This is a genomic window from Dactylosporangium darangshiense, assembly GCF_039537565.1.
Taxonomy (GTDB): Bacteria; Actinomycetota; Actinomycetes; order Mycobacteriales; family Micromonosporaceae; genus Dactylosporangium; species Dactylosporangium darangshiense.
In genome coordinates this window covers 12042-29260 of the sequence record NZ_BAABAT010000016.1, presented here as the reverse complement: position 1 = coordinate 29260, position 17219 = coordinate 12042, and the positions used below count along the sequence as shown (strand labels likewise).

Annotated in this window: 15 protein-coding genes and 1 pseudogene; 9 read left to right on the top strand and 7 right to left on the bottom strand. The window is 71.6% G+C overall.

Annotation, left to right across the window (positions count from 1 at the left end):
• The first annotated feature begins 379 nt into the window (after nucleotides 1–379).
• From hppD to ABD901_RS59140, 3 genes and pseudogenes are all read left to right on the top strand, one after another.
• A complete protein-coding gene (hppD, locus tag ABD901_RS27270) occupies nucleotides 380–1384 on the top strand; it encodes a 4-hydroxyphenylpyruvate dioxygenase (protein ID WP_345130545.1) in 1005 nt (334 codons plus the stop codon).
• Nucleotides 1381–2406, top strand: a pseudogene (locus tag ABD901_RS59145) (alpha-hydroxy acid oxidase); the annotation flags it as partial. The gene hppD and the pseudogene ABD901_RS59145, both read left to right, overlap by 4 nt.
• A 162-nt stretch (nucleotides 2407–2568) precedes the next feature.
• Nucleotides 2569–3810 carry an aminotransferase-like domain-containing protein gene (locus tag ABD901_RS59140; RefSeq protein ID WP_380139595.1) on the top strand — a complete coding sequence of 414 codons (1242 nt, stop codon included), beginning with the start codon at nucleotides 2569–2571 and terminating at the stop codon, nucleotides 3808–3810.
• 100 nt (nucleotides 3811–3910) lie between these two features.
• On the opposite strand, the gene ABD901_RS27260 is transcribed toward ABD901_RS59140, so the two are convergent.
• Nucleotides 3911–4582, bottom strand: a complete 672-nt coding sequence (locus ABD901_RS27260; protein WP_345130541.1) for an ABC transporter ATP-binding protein — start codon at nucleotides 4580–4582, stop codon at nucleotides 3911–3913.
• 239 nt (nucleotides 4583–4821) lie between these two features.
• Here ABD901_RS27260 and ABD901_RS27255 point away from each other — a divergent pair, with 239 nt between their 5' ends.
• From ABD901_RS27255 to gntD, 4 genes are all read left to right on the top strand, one after another.
• The gene (locus ABD901_RS27255; RefSeq protein WP_345130539.1) at nucleotides 4822–5622 is read left to right on the top strand and encodes a hypothetical protein; all 801 of its coding nucleotides are present in this window, start codon (nucleotides 4822–4824) and stop codon (nucleotides 5620–5622) included.
• A 49-nt stretch (nucleotides 5623–5671) separates the two neighbouring features.
• Nucleotides 5672–5893 (top strand): MbtH family protein, encoded by a 222-nt coding sequence (locus tag ABD901_RS27250; protein WP_345130537.1) that lies wholly within the window; start codon nucleotides 5672–5674, stop codon nucleotides 5891–5893.
• Nucleotides 5894–6002: 109 nt separating this feature from the next.
• On the top strand, nucleotides 6003–6182 hold the full coding sequence (locus tag ABD901_RS27245; protein WP_345130534.1) for a hypothetical protein: 180 nt from the start codon (nucleotides 6003–6005) through the stop codon (nucleotides 6180–6182).
• Between the two features lie 421 nt (nucleotides 6183–6603).
• Entirely contained in the window at nucleotides 6604–7605 is a 1002-nt protein-coding gene (gene gntD / locus ABD901_RS27240; protein ID WP_345130532.1) for a guanitoxin biosynthesis L-enduracididine beta-hydroxylase GntD, read from the top strand.
• Between the two features lie 367 nt (nucleotides 7606–7972).
• On the opposite strand, the gene ABD901_RS27235 is transcribed toward gntD, so the two are convergent.
• From ABD901_RS27235 to ABD901_RS27220, 4 genes are all read right to left on the bottom strand, one after another.
• Nucleotides 7973–8794, bottom strand: a complete 822-nt coding sequence (locus ABD901_RS27235) for an AfsR/SARP family transcriptional regulator (protein WP_345130530.1) — start codon at nucleotides 8792–8794, stop codon at nucleotides 7973–7975.
• A gap of 763 nt (nucleotides 8795–9557) precedes the next feature.
• A complete protein-coding gene (locus ABD901_RS27230; RefSeq protein ID WP_345130528.1) occupies nucleotides 9558–9815 on the bottom strand; it encodes a chorismate mutase in 258 nt (85 codons plus the stop codon).
• Nucleotides 9816–10029: 214 nt separating this feature from the next.
• Entirely contained in the window at nucleotides 10030–10821 is a 792-nt protein-coding gene (locus ABD901_RS27225) for an AfsR/SARP family transcriptional regulator (RefSeq protein ID WP_345130525.1), read from the bottom strand.
• 517 nt (nucleotides 10822–11338) lie between these two features.
• Nucleotides 11339–12697, bottom strand: a complete 1359-nt coding sequence (locus tag ABD901_RS27220; RefSeq protein WP_345130523.1) for a cation:proton antiporter domain-containing protein — start codon at nucleotides 12695–12697, stop codon at nucleotides 11339–11341.
• A 234-nt stretch (nucleotides 12698–12931) separates the two neighbouring features.
• Between ABD901_RS27220 and ABD901_RS27215 the strand changes: the two genes are divergently transcribed.
• Nucleotides 12932–13369 (top strand): cold-shock protein, encoded by a 438-nt coding sequence (locus ABD901_RS27215; RefSeq protein WP_345130520.1) that lies wholly within the window; start codon nucleotides 12932–12934, stop codon nucleotides 13367–13369.
• A gap of 259 nt (nucleotides 13370–13628) precedes the next feature.
• Nucleotides 13629–14735 (top strand): peptidoglycan-binding protein, encoded by a 1107-nt coding sequence (locus tag ABD901_RS27210; RefSeq protein ID WP_345130519.1) that lies wholly within the window; start codon nucleotides 13629–13631, stop codon nucleotides 14733–14735.
• Between the two features lie 84 nt (nucleotides 14736–14819).
• Here the strand turns inward: ABD901_RS27210 and ABD901_RS27205 are convergent, their stop codons facing one another.
• A complete protein-coding gene (locus ABD901_RS27205) occupies nucleotides 14820–16046 on the bottom strand; it encodes an ABC transporter permease (protein WP_345130516.1) in 1227 nt (408 codons plus the stop codon).
• Nucleotides 16033–17103, bottom strand: coding sequence for a peptidoglycan-binding protein (locus tag ABD901_RS27200; protein WP_345130514.1), 1071 nt, complete (start codon nucleotides 17101–17103; stop codon nucleotides 16033–16035). Before ABD901_RS27200 ends, ABD901_RS27205 begins: the two co-directional genes overlap by 14 nt.
• Nucleotides 17104–17219 lie beyond the last annotated feature (116 nt).

Genomic DNA, 17219 nt, shown 5'->3' with positions numbered 1-17219 from the left:
GGCGGTGGGAATGTCCAGTACGGTCATGCGCACACAATCGCGCCAATGGCCGCCTGAAGCTTCCCCCAAAGGTAACCCGCCCCGCGCATGATTTTAGGGGGCGGCGCACCGGCCACATACTCCGGTGGGTCGATGGTGCCCGGCTGGCTCGTCCCTGACGCCCCGCTGGCGATCCCTGTCCCCGGCCCCGCTCGGCGTGCCACGGTGGGCCATCCGCGCCGGGAGGTGGCCGCATCGATGAACTCGCCGACGATCGCTCCGGTCCCCGGCCGGCGGCTGCTCGACTCGATCGTCGAGACCAACCGGTTCTTCGAGTCGGCGCCGATCGTCAAAGGCCGCCCAGCATGTCCACCGTGACTTTCCCCGATGGGAGCAGCGCATGACGGTCCTGCGGATCGGGCACATCGAGATCTACACGAGCGACCGTGAGTCCCTCGTCGACTACTTCGCCACCGCGCTCGACTTCGCCCACGTCGCCCGGGCGCGCACCGGCAACGCCGAGTCGTCGCTGCTCGAGCGCGGCGACGTGCGGCTCGTCGTCACCGAGGGGCCGATCGCCGCCGAGTTTCTGGAGCGCCACGGCGACGGCGTCGCCGACATCGCGTACCTCTGCGACGACGTCGACGCCACCCGCGAGCGGGCGCTGGCCGCCGGCGCCCGGCCGGTCGGCGTCAACGCTGTCGCGGCGTTCGGCTCCGTGCGGCACACCCTGCTGCCGGAGTCGACGCGCTACTCGCCGGCCCTGCCGTGGACGCCGGTCGCCGGCGGGCCCGGCCCGGCGAACCGGGTCCGGCACGTCCAGGCCCTGGACCACATCGCGGTCGTGCTCGACGCCGGCGACCTGGCCGAGCGGGTCGCGTTCTACATCGACGCGTTCGGCTTCGAGCGGTACTCCAGCGAGTTCATCGAGGTCGGCCGCCAGGCGATGGACTCCATCGTCGCCCGCAACGCCGCCGGCACCGTCACCTTCACCTTCCTCGAGCCGGTCACCGGCCGCGACGCCGGCCAGCTCGACGCGTTCCTGGAGCGCAACGGGGGCGCCGGCGTGCAGCACCTGGCGTTCCTCGTCGACGAGATCGTCCCCGCCGTGCGGGACTTCCGTGTACGCGGCGTTGAATTCCTGAGCACCCCGGGCGCGTACTACGACGCGCTGGCCGAGCGGCTGCACGAGATGGCACCGGAGATCGGCGACCTGCGCGACACCAACGTGCTCGCCGACCGCGACGAGTGGGGATACCTGCTGCAGCTGTTCACCCGCTCGCCGTACCCGCGCAACACCCTCTTCTACGAGCTCATCCAGCGGCGCGGCGCGCGCGGCTTCGGCAGCGCCAACATCCGGGCGCTGTACGAGGCGGTCGAGCGCGATCGGATCATCGCCGAGTGAGCGCGCTGACCCTCGCCGACCTGGCCCGCGAGGCCGAACGCCGGCTCGACCCGGCGGTCTGGGACTTCATCGAAGGCGGCGCCGGGCAGGAACGCACGCTGGCGGGCAACCGGGCGGCGTTCGACCGGGTGTGGCTGCGCCCGGCGGTGCTCGCCGCGGCGGGCCGGCCGCGCATCGACACGACGATCCTCGGCCGCCGCTGGGCCGCGCCGTTCGCCGTGGCGCCGCTGGCGTACCACACCCTCGCCCATAGCGACGGCGAGCTCGCCACCGCGCGGGCCGCCGGCGCGGCCGGGGTGCCGCTGGTGGTCAGCACGTTCGCGGGGCGGACGTTCGAGGACATCGCCGCGGCCGCCCCCGGTCCGTTGTGGCTGCAGGTGTACTGCTTCCGCGACCGTGACACGACCCGAGCGCTCGTCGAGCGGGCCGAGCGGGCCGGCTTCGAGGCGCTCGTCGTCACCGCCGACGCGCCGCACCTCGGGCGGCGCCTGCGCGACGAGCGCAACGGCTTCACGCTTCCGCCGGGCGTCCGGCCGGCGAACCTGCCCGACGGCGACTACGCCTCGCCGGCCGGGCACGCGCGGGCCGAGTTCGACCCGGCGCTCGACTGGTCCATTGTGGACTGGATGCGGTCCGTGAGCCGGCTGCCGGTGCTCGTCAAGGGCGTGCTCACCGCCGGCGACGCCGAACGCGCGCTCGCCGCCGGCGTCGACGGCATCGTCGTGTCCAACCACGGCGGCCGCCAGCTCGACGGCGCGCCGCCGACGCTCGACGTGCTGCCCGAGGTCGCCGCCGCGGTCGCCGGCAAGGTACCGGTCCTGCTCGACGGCGGCGTGCGCCACGGCGCGGACGTCGTCGCCGCCCGGGCCCTCGGCGCCGACGCCGTTCTCGTCGGCCGGCCCGTGCTGCACGGCCTGGCCGCCGACCCGCACCGCGGCGTGGCGCTGGTCCTGGAGATCCTGCGCGACGAGCTGCTCGACGCCATGGCCCTGGCCGGCCTCGGCGCCCTCGACGGGATTGGACCGGACGCGGTGCTGACCTCCGCCCGGCCGGCGTCGGGGCCCGCCGTGCTGCGCGCGCCGGAACTGCACGCGAGCCCGGCGGTGCTGACCTCCGCCCGGCCGGCGTCTGGGCCGGCCGTGCTGCGCGCGGCGGACCTGCATGCCAGCCTGTCCGACCCGCTCATGGACACCATGAACTTCCTCAACGAGATCGCCCTGCGCCACCCCGACGCGATCTCGTTCGCGCCCGGACGGCCCTACGACGGGTTCTTCGACACCGAGGACCTCGTCGCGCACATCCGCCGCTACCTGGCGCACCTGGAGGAGCGAGGTCGCACGCCCGCGCAGGTGCGGTCGATGATGTACCAGTACGGGCCGACGGCCGGGCAGATCCGCGAGCTCATCGCGGACTCGCTGCGCAGCGACGAGCGCGTCGACGTGCCGCCGGAGTCCATCGTCGTCACCGTCGGCGCGCAGGAGGCGATGCTGCTCGTCGTCCGGGCGCTGATCGCCGGGCCCCGCGACGTGCTCATGGTGTCCAGCCCCTGCTACGTCGGCATCAGCGGCGCCGCCCGGATGCTCGACGTCGACGTGGTGCCGGTCGTGGAGCGCCCGGACGGCCTCGCGCCCGACGACGTCGCCGCCGCGATCGAGGCACAGCTCGCCCTGGGCCGCCGGCCGCGCGCCTTCTACGTGATCCCCGACCACTCCAACCCGGCCGGCACCACGGTGCCCGTGCCGGCGCGCCGGGCGCTGCTGGACCTCGCCGAGCGCTACGACCTGCTCATCATCGAGGACAGCCCGTACCGCCTGGTCAGCCCCGGTCCCCAGCTGCCGACCCTCAAGGCGCTCGACACCGGCCGGCGGGTCGTGCACCTCGGCTCGTTCTCCAAGACCGTCTTCCCCGGCGCCCGCGTCGGCTTCGTCGTCGCCGACCAGCCCGTGCACGGCGCCGACGGCACCGTCCGGCTGCTCGCCGACGAGATCGCCAAGCTCAAGAGCATGGTCACCGTCAACACGTCGCCGCTGAGCCAGGCGGCCGTGGCCGGCGCGCTGCTGTCGGCCGGCGGGAGCGTCACCGACCTCAACGCCCGCCCCGCCGAGCACTACGGCGAGTCGATGCGGCTCGTGCTGGACCAGCTGGACCGGCGGCTGCCCGCCGCGCGCCGCTCCGCCCTCGGCGTGTCCTGGAACCGGCCCACCGGCGGGTTCTTCCTGACCGCCACCGTGCCCTTCGTCGCCGACAATGCCGCGCTGGCCCGCTCCGTCGAGCGCTTCGGCGTGCTGTGGACCCCGATGTCGTACTTCTACCCGGGCGGCGGCGGCGAACGCGCCCTCCGCCTGTCCACGAGCTACCTGTCGCCGGAGGAGATCGAGGAGGGCATCGCGCGCCTGGCCCGGTTCATCGAGTCCGAGGCGGGGTGAGCGCGCCGCCGCTCGGCATCCCGGACGCGGGCGGGTGAGCCTTCGCTCGGGCTCATGCCGTACCGACGGCTGGGCTTTGTTGTGTCTTGTCTGCCGGCGTTCAGGCGACGATCTGGCCGTCGCGCATGACGACCTGGCGGCGGCAGGCGTCCGCCACGGCCTGCTCGTGGGTGATGATCACCATGGTGGTGCCGGTGTTGTTGAGCTCCGCGAGCAGCGCCATGATCTCGCCGCTGTTGTTGGAGTCCAGGTTTCCGGTCGGCTCGTCGGCGAAGACGATCGCCGGCCGCCCGACGACCGCGCGCGCGATCGCCACGCGCTGGCGCTCGCCGCCGGAGAGCTTCGTGACCCGATGGTTGATGCGGTGGCCGAGCCCGACCCGCCGCAGCGCCTCCTCGGCCGCGTTCCGCCGCTGCTTGGCCGGCACGCCCCGGTAGAGCAGCCCGTTGGCCACGTTGTCGAGCGCGTTGAGCGACTCGAGCAGGAAGAACTGCTGGAACACCACACCGACCCGGTGGGCCCGCACCCCCGCGAGCTGCCGGTCCGACAGGTTCTCCACGGCCATGCCGTCGACGATCACCGAGCCCGCCGTCGGGCGGTCCAGCGTCGCCATGAGGTTCAGCAGCGTGGACTTGCCGGAGCCGGACGCGCCGGAGATGGCGACCATGTCGCCGGCCTCCACCCGCAGGTCGACGCCGCGGACGGACTCGACGGGCGGCTCGCCGGGATAGGTCTTGCACACTTCGCGCAGTTCGAGCACGGGCACGGGCATGGGCTCCACGATGCCGTGACACGGCCCGCGGCGCATCCCCCAAAGGTCAGTCGTGACCGGCCTCCTTCGGGGGAACGTCGCGCCCGGGCGCTTCGGTGGAGGCCGGGTGGCACTGCTCTGACGGCGCGATGGCAATCCTTGTCCGGTCTCCAGACCGCGTGCCACGGTTGGCCATCGGTCGCCTGAAGGGACCTGCCTCGATGGTTTCATCGACACTCGCTCCGGTCACCGGAGTCCGCATGGATCCGCACTTCTTCCGGTTCGACGAGCGCAGCGAGTTCGACCCCGAGCCGGTCCTCGACGTGCTGCAGGGCCGGCGGCTCGGTGTGATCTTCCGCGACGTGATCCCGCCCGCCGTGCGCGAGGACATGACGGCCCGGTTCTGGAACAGCCCGGGGCTGACCCGGCGCACGGGCGAGCCGTCGTACCACGTCGGCGCTTACCACTGGAACAAGCCGATCGACACGTACCTCGCCGAGACCGGCAAGGTCGTGCAGGACGTCATGGGCGTGCTCGACGTCGCGGACTCGCCGTGGCACTGGTTCCGGGACCGCATGAACACTCGGCTGTCGCGCGACGGCGCCCGGCTGCGCCTGGCCGAGATGAACGGTGAGACGGCCTGCCCGGCGCTCGTGCGGGCCTGGCACAAGGAGGGCGAGTACGCCCTCGAGCCGCACGAGGACGAGGCACAGTGCCGCGACCCGCGCCAGGCCGGTTTCGAGGTGCAGCAGGTACTGCGGTACGAGGTGTGCGCCACGAACATGTGCATCGAGCACGGTTCCGGCGGCCGCCTGGTGCTGTGGAACCTCCGGCCTGACGACGAGAGCCGGCGCCGCTTCGGCATCGAGCACTCCGGCTTCTCGTACCCGCCGGAGACCCTCGACGGCTTCGACCGCCTGACGGTCGACATCCGCCCCGGCGACGTCTACGTGTTCAACGGCCGCCACGTCCACGCCGTGGACGCCACCATCGGCAACCGTACGGCCGTGTCGTTCCTGCTCGGCTTCATCGACGACGAAACCGTCGTCACCTGGACCTGATGATCGGGAAGGTCTTGTGCGGCTATTGTCGCCGGAATTGGAGGACGCTGTGCGTACGGTGAGCTTCGACTTCGACAATCCCGAGGCCCGCTTCAAGGTGCTCGTCAACGACGAGGAGCAGTACTCGCTGTGGCCGGGAGACCTGCCGGTGCCGGGCGGGTGGGCCGAGACCGGGGTGCACGCCTCCAAGGAGGAGTGCGACGAGTACCTGCGCAAGACCTGGACCGACATGCGGCCGAAGAGCCTGCGCATCGCGCTCGACGGGGAATGACCGGGATCATCCTGTTCGTCATGGGCTCGTCGGCCGGCGGCCGGGTCCGGGGCCTGCACCAGACCCAGGCCGTCGTCGCCGCCGGATACGGTGCGTCGCGCCGGCGCAGGTGCTCGCCGACTGCGCGCGGATCCGCCACTACAGCACCCTGCACGTCGCGCCGCTGATCGAGGTGCCGGCCGCGGCCGTGCTCGGCAACGCCGCCGCGTTCCTGCGGCCGCGGCGGGAGCAGGTGGCCCGCAATCGGGCGATCGGCCTCGCCGGCGCTTTGCAGGAATGGAACGGCTGAACTTCATCGCACTGCGCGGCGGCGTTTCCGGCATCCCCCACCGGAAAGCGCCGCCGCGTGCGTTTCTCGTCCTTCTGGCGTTGCGCTGGTGTCGTCATGGAAACCCGTTCGCGGCGCTTGCCCGACCATCTCCGACTTTGTGAACATGGTCTCGACCGGTCAATTCAACAAAAGAAGCGGCTCTTACTCTGACTGACGATGTCGCGCAGTCACTGCCGTCATCGCCCGGTTAGGAGTGCGAATTAGCGTTCGCCAGGCAGCGCAGAGCACACGTAAGGGTTTCAAGTGCGGATGTCGATGTCACGGCGTGCGGCCCGGGAATGGTTTTCTCCCAGGCCAGCAGCCTTCTCAACCGGGCCGGCGAGACGTTCTCGACGGCACACCCCTGCCCCGTCGTCAACGAGTGGGAGATGACCTCAGCATGGACACACTGCGTCTGGACCAATCCGAGCTCGACCGCGTGAACCGGCTGCTCGACGAGCACGCCGCCGACCTGTGGCCGCTGGACACGGAGGAATCGCTGCACGCGGCCGCCGTCCTGGCCCACCAGCTGCCCACGCGGATCGTCGAGCGTCTCGACGCCTTCCGCCTCGAGCAGCTGTCGGGCGTGTTGTGCATCGGTGGGTACGAGGTGGACGAGAACCGGCTCGGCCCGACCCCCGGCCACTGGCGGGACCGCCCGGAGCACTCGCCGGCGCACCGCGAGGAGCTGATGCTGATCATGCTCGGTTCGCTGATCGGCCACCCGTTCGCCTGGGCCACGCAGCAGGACGGCCGCCTCGTCCACGACGTGGTGCCGATCAAGGGCCACGAGCACGAGCAGCTGGGCTCCAGCAGCGAGGCGCTGCTGACCTGGCACACCGAGGACGCCTTCCACCCGCTGCGCGGCGACTACCTCTCCTTCGCGTGCCTGCGCAACCCGTACGCGGCGGCGACCACGGTCGGCTACGCATCGGACCTGGACCTGCCCGACGGCGCGAGGGAGGTGCTGACGCAGCAGCGCTTCGGCATCCGCCCCGACGAGTCGCACCTGGCGAAGAACAACTCCCAGCCGGGCATGGACGCGTTCGAGGACATCAACGAGATGCAGCGCAACCCGGAGCCGGTCGCGGTGCTGTTCGGCGATCCGGACCGCCCCTACATCCGGGCCGACCCCTACTTCATGATCGTCGCCGAGGACGACCAGGAGGCGCAGTGGGCGCTCGACGCGCTGGTCAAGGCCATGGACAACGCGATGTTCGACATGACCCTGGCCGCCGGCGACTTCTGTTTTCTGGACAACCTCCGCGTGGTACACGGACGTAAGCCGTTCAAGGCCCGACACGACGGCACGGACCGCTGGCTCAAGCGGGTCAACCTGACCCTGGACCTGCGCAAGTCCCGTTCGGCCCGTCCGGACCGGACGGTCCGCGCCATTCACTGACACCACGCCCACGCCCACGCCCACATCCACGCCACCCGCGTGTCCGGTTCCTGCGTGCGAGCACTGGAGGCCCGCTCGCGGGAACCGGCGTCGCGGCCGTTGCGGTCGTCCCGACCGCGGTTGGGGACGCCACGGCTACGGGTTCGGTCGTCTCGACTGTGCTTGGACGCCCTGGAGCGCGGGTTCGGTGCCGCCGGCTGCAGGGGTGGGTCGCTTGTGCCTCGCGGGCGCCCGCGAGGCGATCGTCACGCGGTGGGTTTGCTGCGCGCGGTCACCGGGTGATCCGTTCCCGCGATGTGGTCCTCAAACAGGTGGGTAGTTCGTGACGTGCGGTGCTCGACTGCGCAAGCTGCCGGTGTGCTGTTCGTCACGCGGCGGGTTCCTGGCGTGCCAGCGCCGCGAAACTGCTCATGGCCATCGGCCGCAGCGGGGTCGGTGAGGTCATCTGTGCCGCGGGCACCTGCCGCAGGATCGAACGGTGCAGCTGCTGCAGGTCGACGCCGGGTTCGATGCCGAGCCGGTCGCGCAGCCGGCGTCGGATCGACGCGAAGCTCTGCAACGCCTCGGCCTGCCGTCCCGAGGCGTACAGGGCGAGCATCAGCTGCGCGTGGAAGGCCTCGTGGAACGGGTGCGCCGAGGCAATCTTCTGCAGCTCCGGGACGATTTGACGGGTGTTGCCGAGGAAGATCTCGATGCCGAAGAGCTCCTCGTACGCGGCGATGCGCTCGCCGTCCAGGACGCGGCCCTCCTGGCGGATGGTCTCGCCCGGCACTCCGGTGAGCGCGTTGCCGCGCCACACGGCCGTGGCGTTGCGCAGCTGCGCGACCGACTCGTTCCAGCGTCCGGCGTCGGCGTCGGCGCGGGCGCGTTCGACGAGGCCCCGGAACGACCAGAGGTCGGTCTCGGCCCCGTCGACCTCGAGCATGTAGCTGTCGATGTTCGTGCGCAGCTGGACCCCGGGTAACGAACGCAGGAGGCGGCGCAGGCGGTAGATGTACGACTGCACCGTCGACTGGGCGGTGGCCGGAGGGCGGCTGTCCCAGACGTAGCGAACCAGCTGGTCGATCGGTACCTCATTGTTCGCCCCAAGTAACAGTGCGGCGAGTACCGCTCGCTGCTTGGGCGCTGTGATCTGGATGCGCTCCTCGGTTCCCCTCACTTCGAGGCTGCCCAGGATGAAGAACTGCATCTGGCCTCCAGCCATCATGTGGCTTCGTCGTTCAGCACGAGCCGACTGCGGCCGAGGTGGCCCGGATGGGCGAACGGCCGCTGCACATGCGAAACCGCCGCACATGCGAGCGGGGGCCGCAGGCGATCGCCGTCCAGGCTCGAGTTGTGCCCGGCCCGGACGGAGTCCGACCGGCCTGTGCCGGTCGTGGACCCGCCTCCGACGACAGCGCGTGATGGCGCGTCGAGCGTGAATCACCCCCGTCTGACGAGATCAGTTGATCTCGGCCCGACGCTCGCCATCGTATCGACGCCTGTTTTGGGCGTCCAGTATGGAGCGGCGCGCAGGCGCCGGGGTGGCGCGGCGGTACCTTGGTGCTGGTACTGGGAGAGATCCGCTCGCTCGACGTTCGTCGCTCGAATGCGTCACGGGAGTGTCCAACTGCACTGTCGACGCAGTTGCACACGCCCGGCCGGGGCCCGCCCGGCAGGGCTGAATCGACGGTTTCGTGCGCGCAATATCGGCAGGAAAACTGCCGAACGCCCGTCCTTTCACATCCAGAAAACGACATGCCTCGGGGGAGCTGTCTTGGAACACCCGCGAAATTGCCAGCGCTTTGTCCGACCGGCTGGAACAAATCGATCGCAAGGGCGACGGGCCGCTGGGACGTGCATTGATGCACCCGTGGTCGGCCCGGTTGTCCGAAGCCCCTGAACCTGCCGGCGTGCACCGGTCCACTACGAGCTGTCCGCGTGCGCGCCAGCGCGGCCCCACGGTCGGGCGCTCAGAGCGGCCCGCGGCCGGCCCGCAGCACGAGCAGGGCGAGCTGGGTGCCTTCCTCGCCGATGCCGTCGCGGAACCGGTCCATGATCTGCTGCTCGCGCGAGAGCACGAGGCGGGTGCCGCCCGCGGCGATGCGGGTCGCGCCGATGCGGTGCGACAGCTCGGCGCGCTCCCGCCACAGCCGGATGAAAGCGTCGTCGATCTCGTCGATGCGCTGGCGCATCGCGGCGATCGACACGGTTGCCAGATCCTCAGTCACTGCCTTCTCCCACCACGCTCCGGGTCAGGGATGCCGGGTGGATTGTGACGCAGGATGCGGCGGCGGGCGCGCTGTCCAACTGGCGCCCCCGCGCGGTTGCGCAGTCGCCGCGCCAGATGGCCTGGCTCGGCGGTGGGACGCCGTTGACGCCCGGCTGGAGCGGGTTGCGCGGCCGGTCGCCGGTAATGTGAGGATAACTCCAGCGCCGATCCGGTCAGCCGATCGGGACCTGAGCCGCACGCATCCAGGTGGGTGGTGTGATCTGCGCCGCCGGGACCTGACCCAGAATCGATCGGTGTAACTGTTGCAGCTCCTGGCCCGGCTCGATGCCCAGGACGTCGCGCAGCCGGTGCCGGATGATCGCATAGTTCTGCAGCGCCTCGGCCTGCCGGCCCGACGCATACAGCGCGAGCATCAGCTGAGCCCGGAACACCTCGTGGTAAGGGTGAATGGAGACGACCTTGTGCAACTCGGGGATGATCTGCCGGGCCCGGCCCAGCGCGATCTCGGCGTCGAACAGCTCCTCGTAGGCCGCGATGCGCTCGCCGTCGATGACCCGTGCCTCCTGCGCGACGGTCTCGCCCGGAATTCCCGACAGCGCGCCGCCGCGCCAGAGCGCCATCGCCCGCCGCAGCCCCTGCGCGGACTCCTCGAGCTTGCCGAGCCGGGCGGCCTCCCGGGCCTGTTCGACCTGCCCGCGGAAGTCCCACAGATCGGTGTCGGCGGGATTCACCTCGAGCATGTAGCTGTCGATGTTGGTGCGTAAGGCGGCGCCGGGCAGCGGCCGCAGGAGCTGGCGAAGCCGGTAGATGTACGACTGCAGCGTCGTCTGCGCGGCGGCGGGCGGGCGTCCGTCCCACGCGAAGCTGATGAGCTGCTCCAGCGGTACCTCGTGATTGGCCCCGAGCAGCAGCGCGGCCAGCACCGCCCGCTGTTTCGGTGCGGTGATCCGGACTCGCCTGTCCTCAGAACCGACCTCGAGGCTGCCCAGGATGAAGAAGTGCATTAGCCCTCCAACAGTCCGCGGTGACGGTTGATCTGTCACCGCCGAGCTCGCGAATGGCGTCGTCAGGGTGTCAGCGGAGGGGGAACGAATCCGCCCGTGTTCCGGGCGGCGTCATACCACCGGGATCGTCCGGCGTCGATGAATTTGCGTTGGCCGAAACCGGCGGGCACCAGCGCAGAGGGGCGCCACGTGTCCGCCGGGAGATGGAACCAAACCCCCGTCGAGATCCCTCGATCTCAGCCTTGTCGCCGAGATCGTAACTGCGGTGTGTGAATCGCGTCCAGCATGCCTCGCGCCGCTTCGGATGCGGCGGAGCAACCCCCGGTCACCGGCCGTGCCGGCTGTTCGACTGCGGGGGATGAGCACTCGAACAACCGTTCCGAGGGCGCGTATTGCCGCCTCGGCCGCGGCCGGTCAGACTGCGATGTGGCGCGGCGACGGGCGCGGGGCTCGCCGCGCCCTTCGGCGGCCCCAAACGCGTGGCGTCAGGGCCGCAACCTTCCGGCGGCGATGCCGGTTACGCCGGGTCCGCCGCGGCGGAGCGCGCGGTGTCCGCGACGGCCGGTTCGGCGCCCGGCGGGACGGCCGCGGCCGGCTCCCGGTCCGTCGCCGGGTCCCGGTTCGTCGCCGGCGTGCGTTCCAGCCCCTTGGGCAGCAGCGGCCCGACGAGCGCGGTGGTGAACACGGCCATGATCACCATCATCGTGAACATCGAGGTGTCCAGGACGCCCAGGCTCACGCCGGCGTTGAGGATGATGAGCTCGGTCAGGCCCCGGGCGTTCATGAGCAGGCCGACCGCGCCGACCTCGCGCAGCGGCATGCGCATCGCGAATGCCGGCACGGCCGCGCCGATGAGCTTGCCGGCGCACGCCACGGCGAGGATCGCCAGGAGCTCGAGCACGTTGCGCCAGGTGAGGCCGGCGATGTCCACACCGAGGCCGGTCACGATGAAGAACACCGGCATGAGCAGCCGGCCGACCGTGCCCAGCGGCCGGCGCAGGTGCAGTTGCAGCTCGTCGGCCGGCTCGCGCGGCGTGACCAGGCCGAACAGGAAGGCGCCGAAGATCGGGTGGATGCCGATCCAGGTCGTCGCGTAGGCGCTGAGGAACACACCGGCGGCGACGAGGACCAGCAGGTGTGGCAGGGCGCGGCCGCGGGCCAGCCGGCGGAACAGCAGCGCGAGGAGGGGGCGGACGGCGAACAGCATCACCGCCACGTACGCCAGGGACAGCGCGAGGGTCTGCGCGAACAGGCCGTTGCCGGAGGCGGTGGCGATCGCGGAGACGAGCGCGAGCACGCACCAGGCGAGCAGGTCGTCGACGGCGGCGCTGGCGAGGGTGAGCGCGCCGACGCGGGTGTTGATGAGCCGGCTGTCGGTCAGAATGCGGGCCAGCACCGGGAAGGCGGTGATGGCCATGGCGGCGCCGAGGAACAGCGCGAACGCCAGGCCCGAGACGTGCTTGCCGCCCACCGTCGAGTGGTTGGCGTACAGCACGACGGCCAGGCCGGCGCCGAGCGCGAAGGCGACCGTCACCGACGACAGCGACACCGCCGCCGCGGCCGTGCGGCGCTTTTGCAGCAGGCTCCGGTCGAACTCCCAGCCGACCATGAACATGAACAGCAGCAGCCCGATCTGGGAGATCGCGTTCAGCATCGGTCGGGCCGCGGCCGGGAAGAGCACGTCGGTGAGGTGGCCCGGGAGCAGCCCCAGCACGCTCGGGCCGAGGACGATGCCGGCGATGATCTCGCCGACCACCGCGGGCTGGCCGACGCGCCGCGCCAGCGAACCGAACAGCCACCCGGCGAGCAGGATGAACGCGACGGCGGCGACGGCGATCGCGGTGGTGAGCTCCGCGTGCGAGGCCGGGCTGTGCATCGGCACCTCCGGTGGGCATGCATTGGTGAGCGCCGATCCTTGCATCGATCCGTGCAAGGCAGCAAGGAACGGCCAACGGGCCGCCAGCGGCACCCCAGCGCCGCCGCGATCGGGGCCGGGAGCCTGGAGGGTCGCTGGAGGCCGCGTAGCGTCGCCGCCCCGGCCGGTGCCGACGGTGGTACACCTGGCGGAGGTGTGCTTTTCCAGGCCGGTTCGAGGGGCGGTGGGGTTGTCGTGGCAGTCGGCACGATTCTCAGGTTCGATGACATCCGCGGGTACGGGTTCATCGCGCCGGCAGACGGGGGCGAGGACGTGTTCGTGCACGCCAACGACTTCGGCGAGCGCCGTCACATGGTGCACGCGGGCCTGCCCGTCGAGTACGAGGCCGAGAGCGGCGGACGCGGCCTGAAGGTGGCCAGCGTGCGGCTGCTCGCCCAGCCGGCGGACCGGGCGGTCGACCCGGCCGCCGTTGCGACGCCGGCCGAGGCGCGGCCGCGGACGGCGGCCGGCGAGGACGAGGCGCTGTGCGACGTGCTGCTGCCGGAGGAGTTCAAGCGTGAGGTGACGGAGATCCTGCTGCAGCACGTGCCGACGCTCACGGCGGCGCAGATCGTCCAGGTCCGCGCGAAGCTCGCGGAGCACGCCCGGGCCCACGGCTGGGTGGAGTCCTGACCGGGCCCGTCGGGGCAAGCAGAACACGGTCACGCGATCTTCTCCGCGGTCGTGAGCCGGGCCGGCAGCTCGCAGACACGGTTGGTCACGGGTCCTCGTTTCCGTCGGTCCGCTCGCTTTCGGGCGAGCGGTGCGGGACCAAAATGGGGGGCCGGGCCTGCCACTATTTGGGGAAGCGCCGGGGCGCCGTCGCGGGTGAAGCTGTAGGCATGAGCCAGACTCGAACCTTCCGTCCCAGCGGCGCGCGGGAGCGGATGACGTGAATCGCAAACGCGCCGCTGTGGTGGCCGGGGTCGCTCTGGCCGGACTGGCGGGCGCCGGCACCGTCGCGCTGGTCAGCGAGCGCTCGTCCGGCGGTCAGCCGGCCGCCGAAGAGGCGCCGGCCGCGACCGCGCCGGTGGTCAGCACCGACGTGGCGCGCCGCCAGACCCTCTCCGGCACGCTCGGGCGCTCCGGCACCTACACCGTGATCGCCCCCGGGCACGGGACGCTGACCTGGCTGCCGGCCAACGGTGCCGTGATCGGACGGGGCAAGCCGGCCTACGAGGTCGACGGCAAGCCGGTCATCCTGCTGTTCGGCGAGCGCCCGCCGTGGCGCGCGCTGCAGTCCGGCATGACCGACGGCGCCGACGTCCAGCAGCTCGAGGACAACCTGCGGGCCCTGGGCTACGGCGCCGGGGTGACCGTCGACCAGCACTTCTCCTCGGCCACCTACTGGGCCATCCGCCGCTGGCAGAAGGACTCGGGGCTGCCGGTCACCGGCACGGTCCCGCTCGGCCAGGTCGTGTTCGTGGCCGGCGCCGTGCGCGTCTCGGCCGCCGATGCCCGCGCCGGCTCCGCCGTCGGGCCCGGCGACACGGTGGAGCACGGCACCGGCGAGCAGCGGGCCATCACCGTGCAGGTGACGACCTACGTGCTGGCCAGCGTCCACGTCGGCGACTCGGTCGTGGTGAGCCTGCCCGACGGGACCATCAAGCCGGGCACCGTCACGACCGTCGGCGCGGTGGCTCAGCAGCAGAACGGCAGCGCCGGGGCCGGCCAGGGCAGCCAGGGTGGTGGTTCCAACACGCAGCCGACGGCCCCCGTCGTCATCACGCTGACCGGCGAGGTCAGCAACGTCATCGAGGACGCGCAGGTCCAGGTGGGCTTCACCGTCGATGCGCACCCTGGCGTGCTCGCGGTGCCTATCCCGGCGCTGCGGGCGCTGCCGGGCGCGCAGTACGAGGTGCTCGTCGCCGACGGCGCGCAGACTCGCCACGTGACCGTCCGGGTCGGCATCTTCGACCAGATCGCCAACCTGGTCGAGGTCAGCGGCGACGGCCTGGCCGCCGGCCAGCGGGTCGCCGTGCCGCCCGATACCGCCTGACCGCACGAATACGAGAGCCGCCGGATGGAGATCCATCCGGCGGCTCTTTCCTGTGCGGCTCGTTCGTCCAGCGTGCGCGGGTGCTCAGGTCGTGCGCAGCGCGTCGGTCGGCGGCAGGTGCGCGGCCCGCACGGCGGGGTAGAGGCCGGCGACCGCGCCTGCGGCGACCGACACCAGCAGTCCGCCCCACAGCGCCTCGGCCGGGATCAGCGTCGACCAGCCCTTGTTCACGGCCATGCCGACGGTGACGCCCACGCCGATGAAGACGCCCGCGATGCCGCCGAGCGCGGCCAGGATCAGCGACTCGGTGAGGAACTGCGCCGCCACGTGCACGCGGGTCGCCCCGAGCGCCCGGCGCAGGCCGATCTCGGTGCGCCGCTCGAGCACGGCGATGACCATCACGTTGGCGATGCCGATGGCGCCGACGAGCAGCGCGATCGCGCCCAGCCCGAGGATGAGTCCAGCGCCGGACTGCTTCACCTGCAGCTGCGCCGTGAGCGCGTCCGACGGGCGGCTCACCGCGACGTGCGAGGGGTCCTCGGGGTTGGCCGCCGGGGCGAGCACCCCGGCGACGTCGGTGACGTACTCCGTCGCGGCGCGCACGTAGATGCGGCTGGGATGCCCGTCGTAGCCGAGCAGGTGCCCGGCCGACTCGAACGACACGACGGCGGCCTGGTCGATCTCCGGGGCGAGCACGAACGGCTTGAGGATGCCCACGACGTTGTACCAGTGCCCGCCGAGCCACACGCGGTCGGTGCCGGAGACGTTGGTTATGCCCAGCGTCTCCGCGGCCGAGTAGCCCAGCACTGTGACGGGCGAGTCGTCGTTGCTGATGAACCGTCCCGAAAGCAGCGCCCCGTCGAGGGTGGTGAGCAGCGACGCGTCCGCGGCCCGCACCGAGCGCCCGCCGGTGCGCCCCTGGGCGACGTGGTCGTTGCGGTACACGTTGACGCCGGCGAGCTTCGCGGTGGGGGCCACCGCCTGCACGTGCGGCAGCTGGCGGATCATCGGCGTCGCGGTTGTCGGCAGGATCTGCTCGGCGCCCTGGGCGCCGGTGCCGTTGGCCACGGTGAGCAGGTTGGTGCCGAGCTGGTCGATCTGGGCCAGCAGCGCCGACTGGCTGGAGTTGGTGACGCCGAGCACCGAGACGATCGAGGCGATGCCGATCGCGATGCCGAGCCCCGACAGCAGCGCCCGCATCTTGCGCGAGCGCAGGCCGAGCGAGCCGGTGGGGAGCAGGTCGGCGGCGCGCAACGTGCTGCGCGGCACCCCGTGCGGGGCGGTCTCGCGCGTCATCTCATGCGTCGTCACGTGGAACCTGCACCTTCTGACCCTCGGCGAGGCCGTCGCCGCTCACCTCGGCGATGCCGGTGAGGTCGTCGAACAGACCGGCCTGCACCGCGACGCGGTGCGTGCCCGTGCCGTCGACGACCACCACCTCGTACTTGCCGTCGGACACGGAGTTGAGCGCCGCGATCGGCACGGTGAGCACGCCGGGGTGCGTCGCGCGGATGACCCACACCTGCACCGCGGCCTGGTCGACGAAGCCGGTGGCCTCGCCCTCGAGGCTCACGGTCACCGCCGCCGCGCTCTGCGGGCCGCTGCCGGAGGTGGTCGTCGTGGTGGCGCCGATGGCGGTCACCTTGCCGTTGCGGGACTTGCCGTCGGGGAGCGTCACCGTGACCGCGGTGTCCACCTTGATCCAGCCGAGCTGCTGCGTCGACGCGGAGAGGTTGACCGCGGGCGTGTTGCTGGTGGCGTACTCCACCGGGCCGCCCGGCTGCACCTGCGCGCCGGGCTTGAGTTCCTGGCCGCTGACCCGCACCGGGCTCGGCAGGAACGCGATCGTGCTCATCGGCACCGTCCCGGTGACGGTCGCGTGGGTGGCCTGCTGCCAGCGGCGTATCGCGCTGGAGGTCGCGCTGGTGAACTTCTGGTCCACGGTGAGGCTCTGGCCGAAGCCGAGGTCGCGCAGGTTGCTCTCCAGCTGCTCCACGTCGACGCCGTCGGACATGCCGGAGGCGAAGTCCCGCCAGGCCGGCCGGGCGCCGAGCATCAGCGTCACCCGCTTGCCGTCGACCTCGTAGAGGCCGTCGCCGCGGTTGACGACCGTGCCGATCGGCGGCAGCCAGGTGAGCGTCCCCGGCCCGGACCCCAGCACGACGTACGAGCCGGAGTAGCCGAGCGTGCCGTTGACGAACTGGCGCTCCGAGATGGTCTTGCGCACCACGTCGGCGGTGGACGTGCTCACCGACGTCGGCACCGGGGGGCCGTCATGATGCGACAGCTGCTCGGCCGTCACCAGGCCCGTCACGCCGGCGATGCCGACCAGCGCGACGCCCGTCACGACCTTCGCCGTCCGGCTCATGGCAACCGCCCCATGCCGCGGCACGATACGCTCCCGGGCACGCCGAGGAGGCCCGGCGGGCCGCCGATGGGATTGTCCAGTACGGTCATGCTCCCAGGATCGCCCGCGCCGGTCGA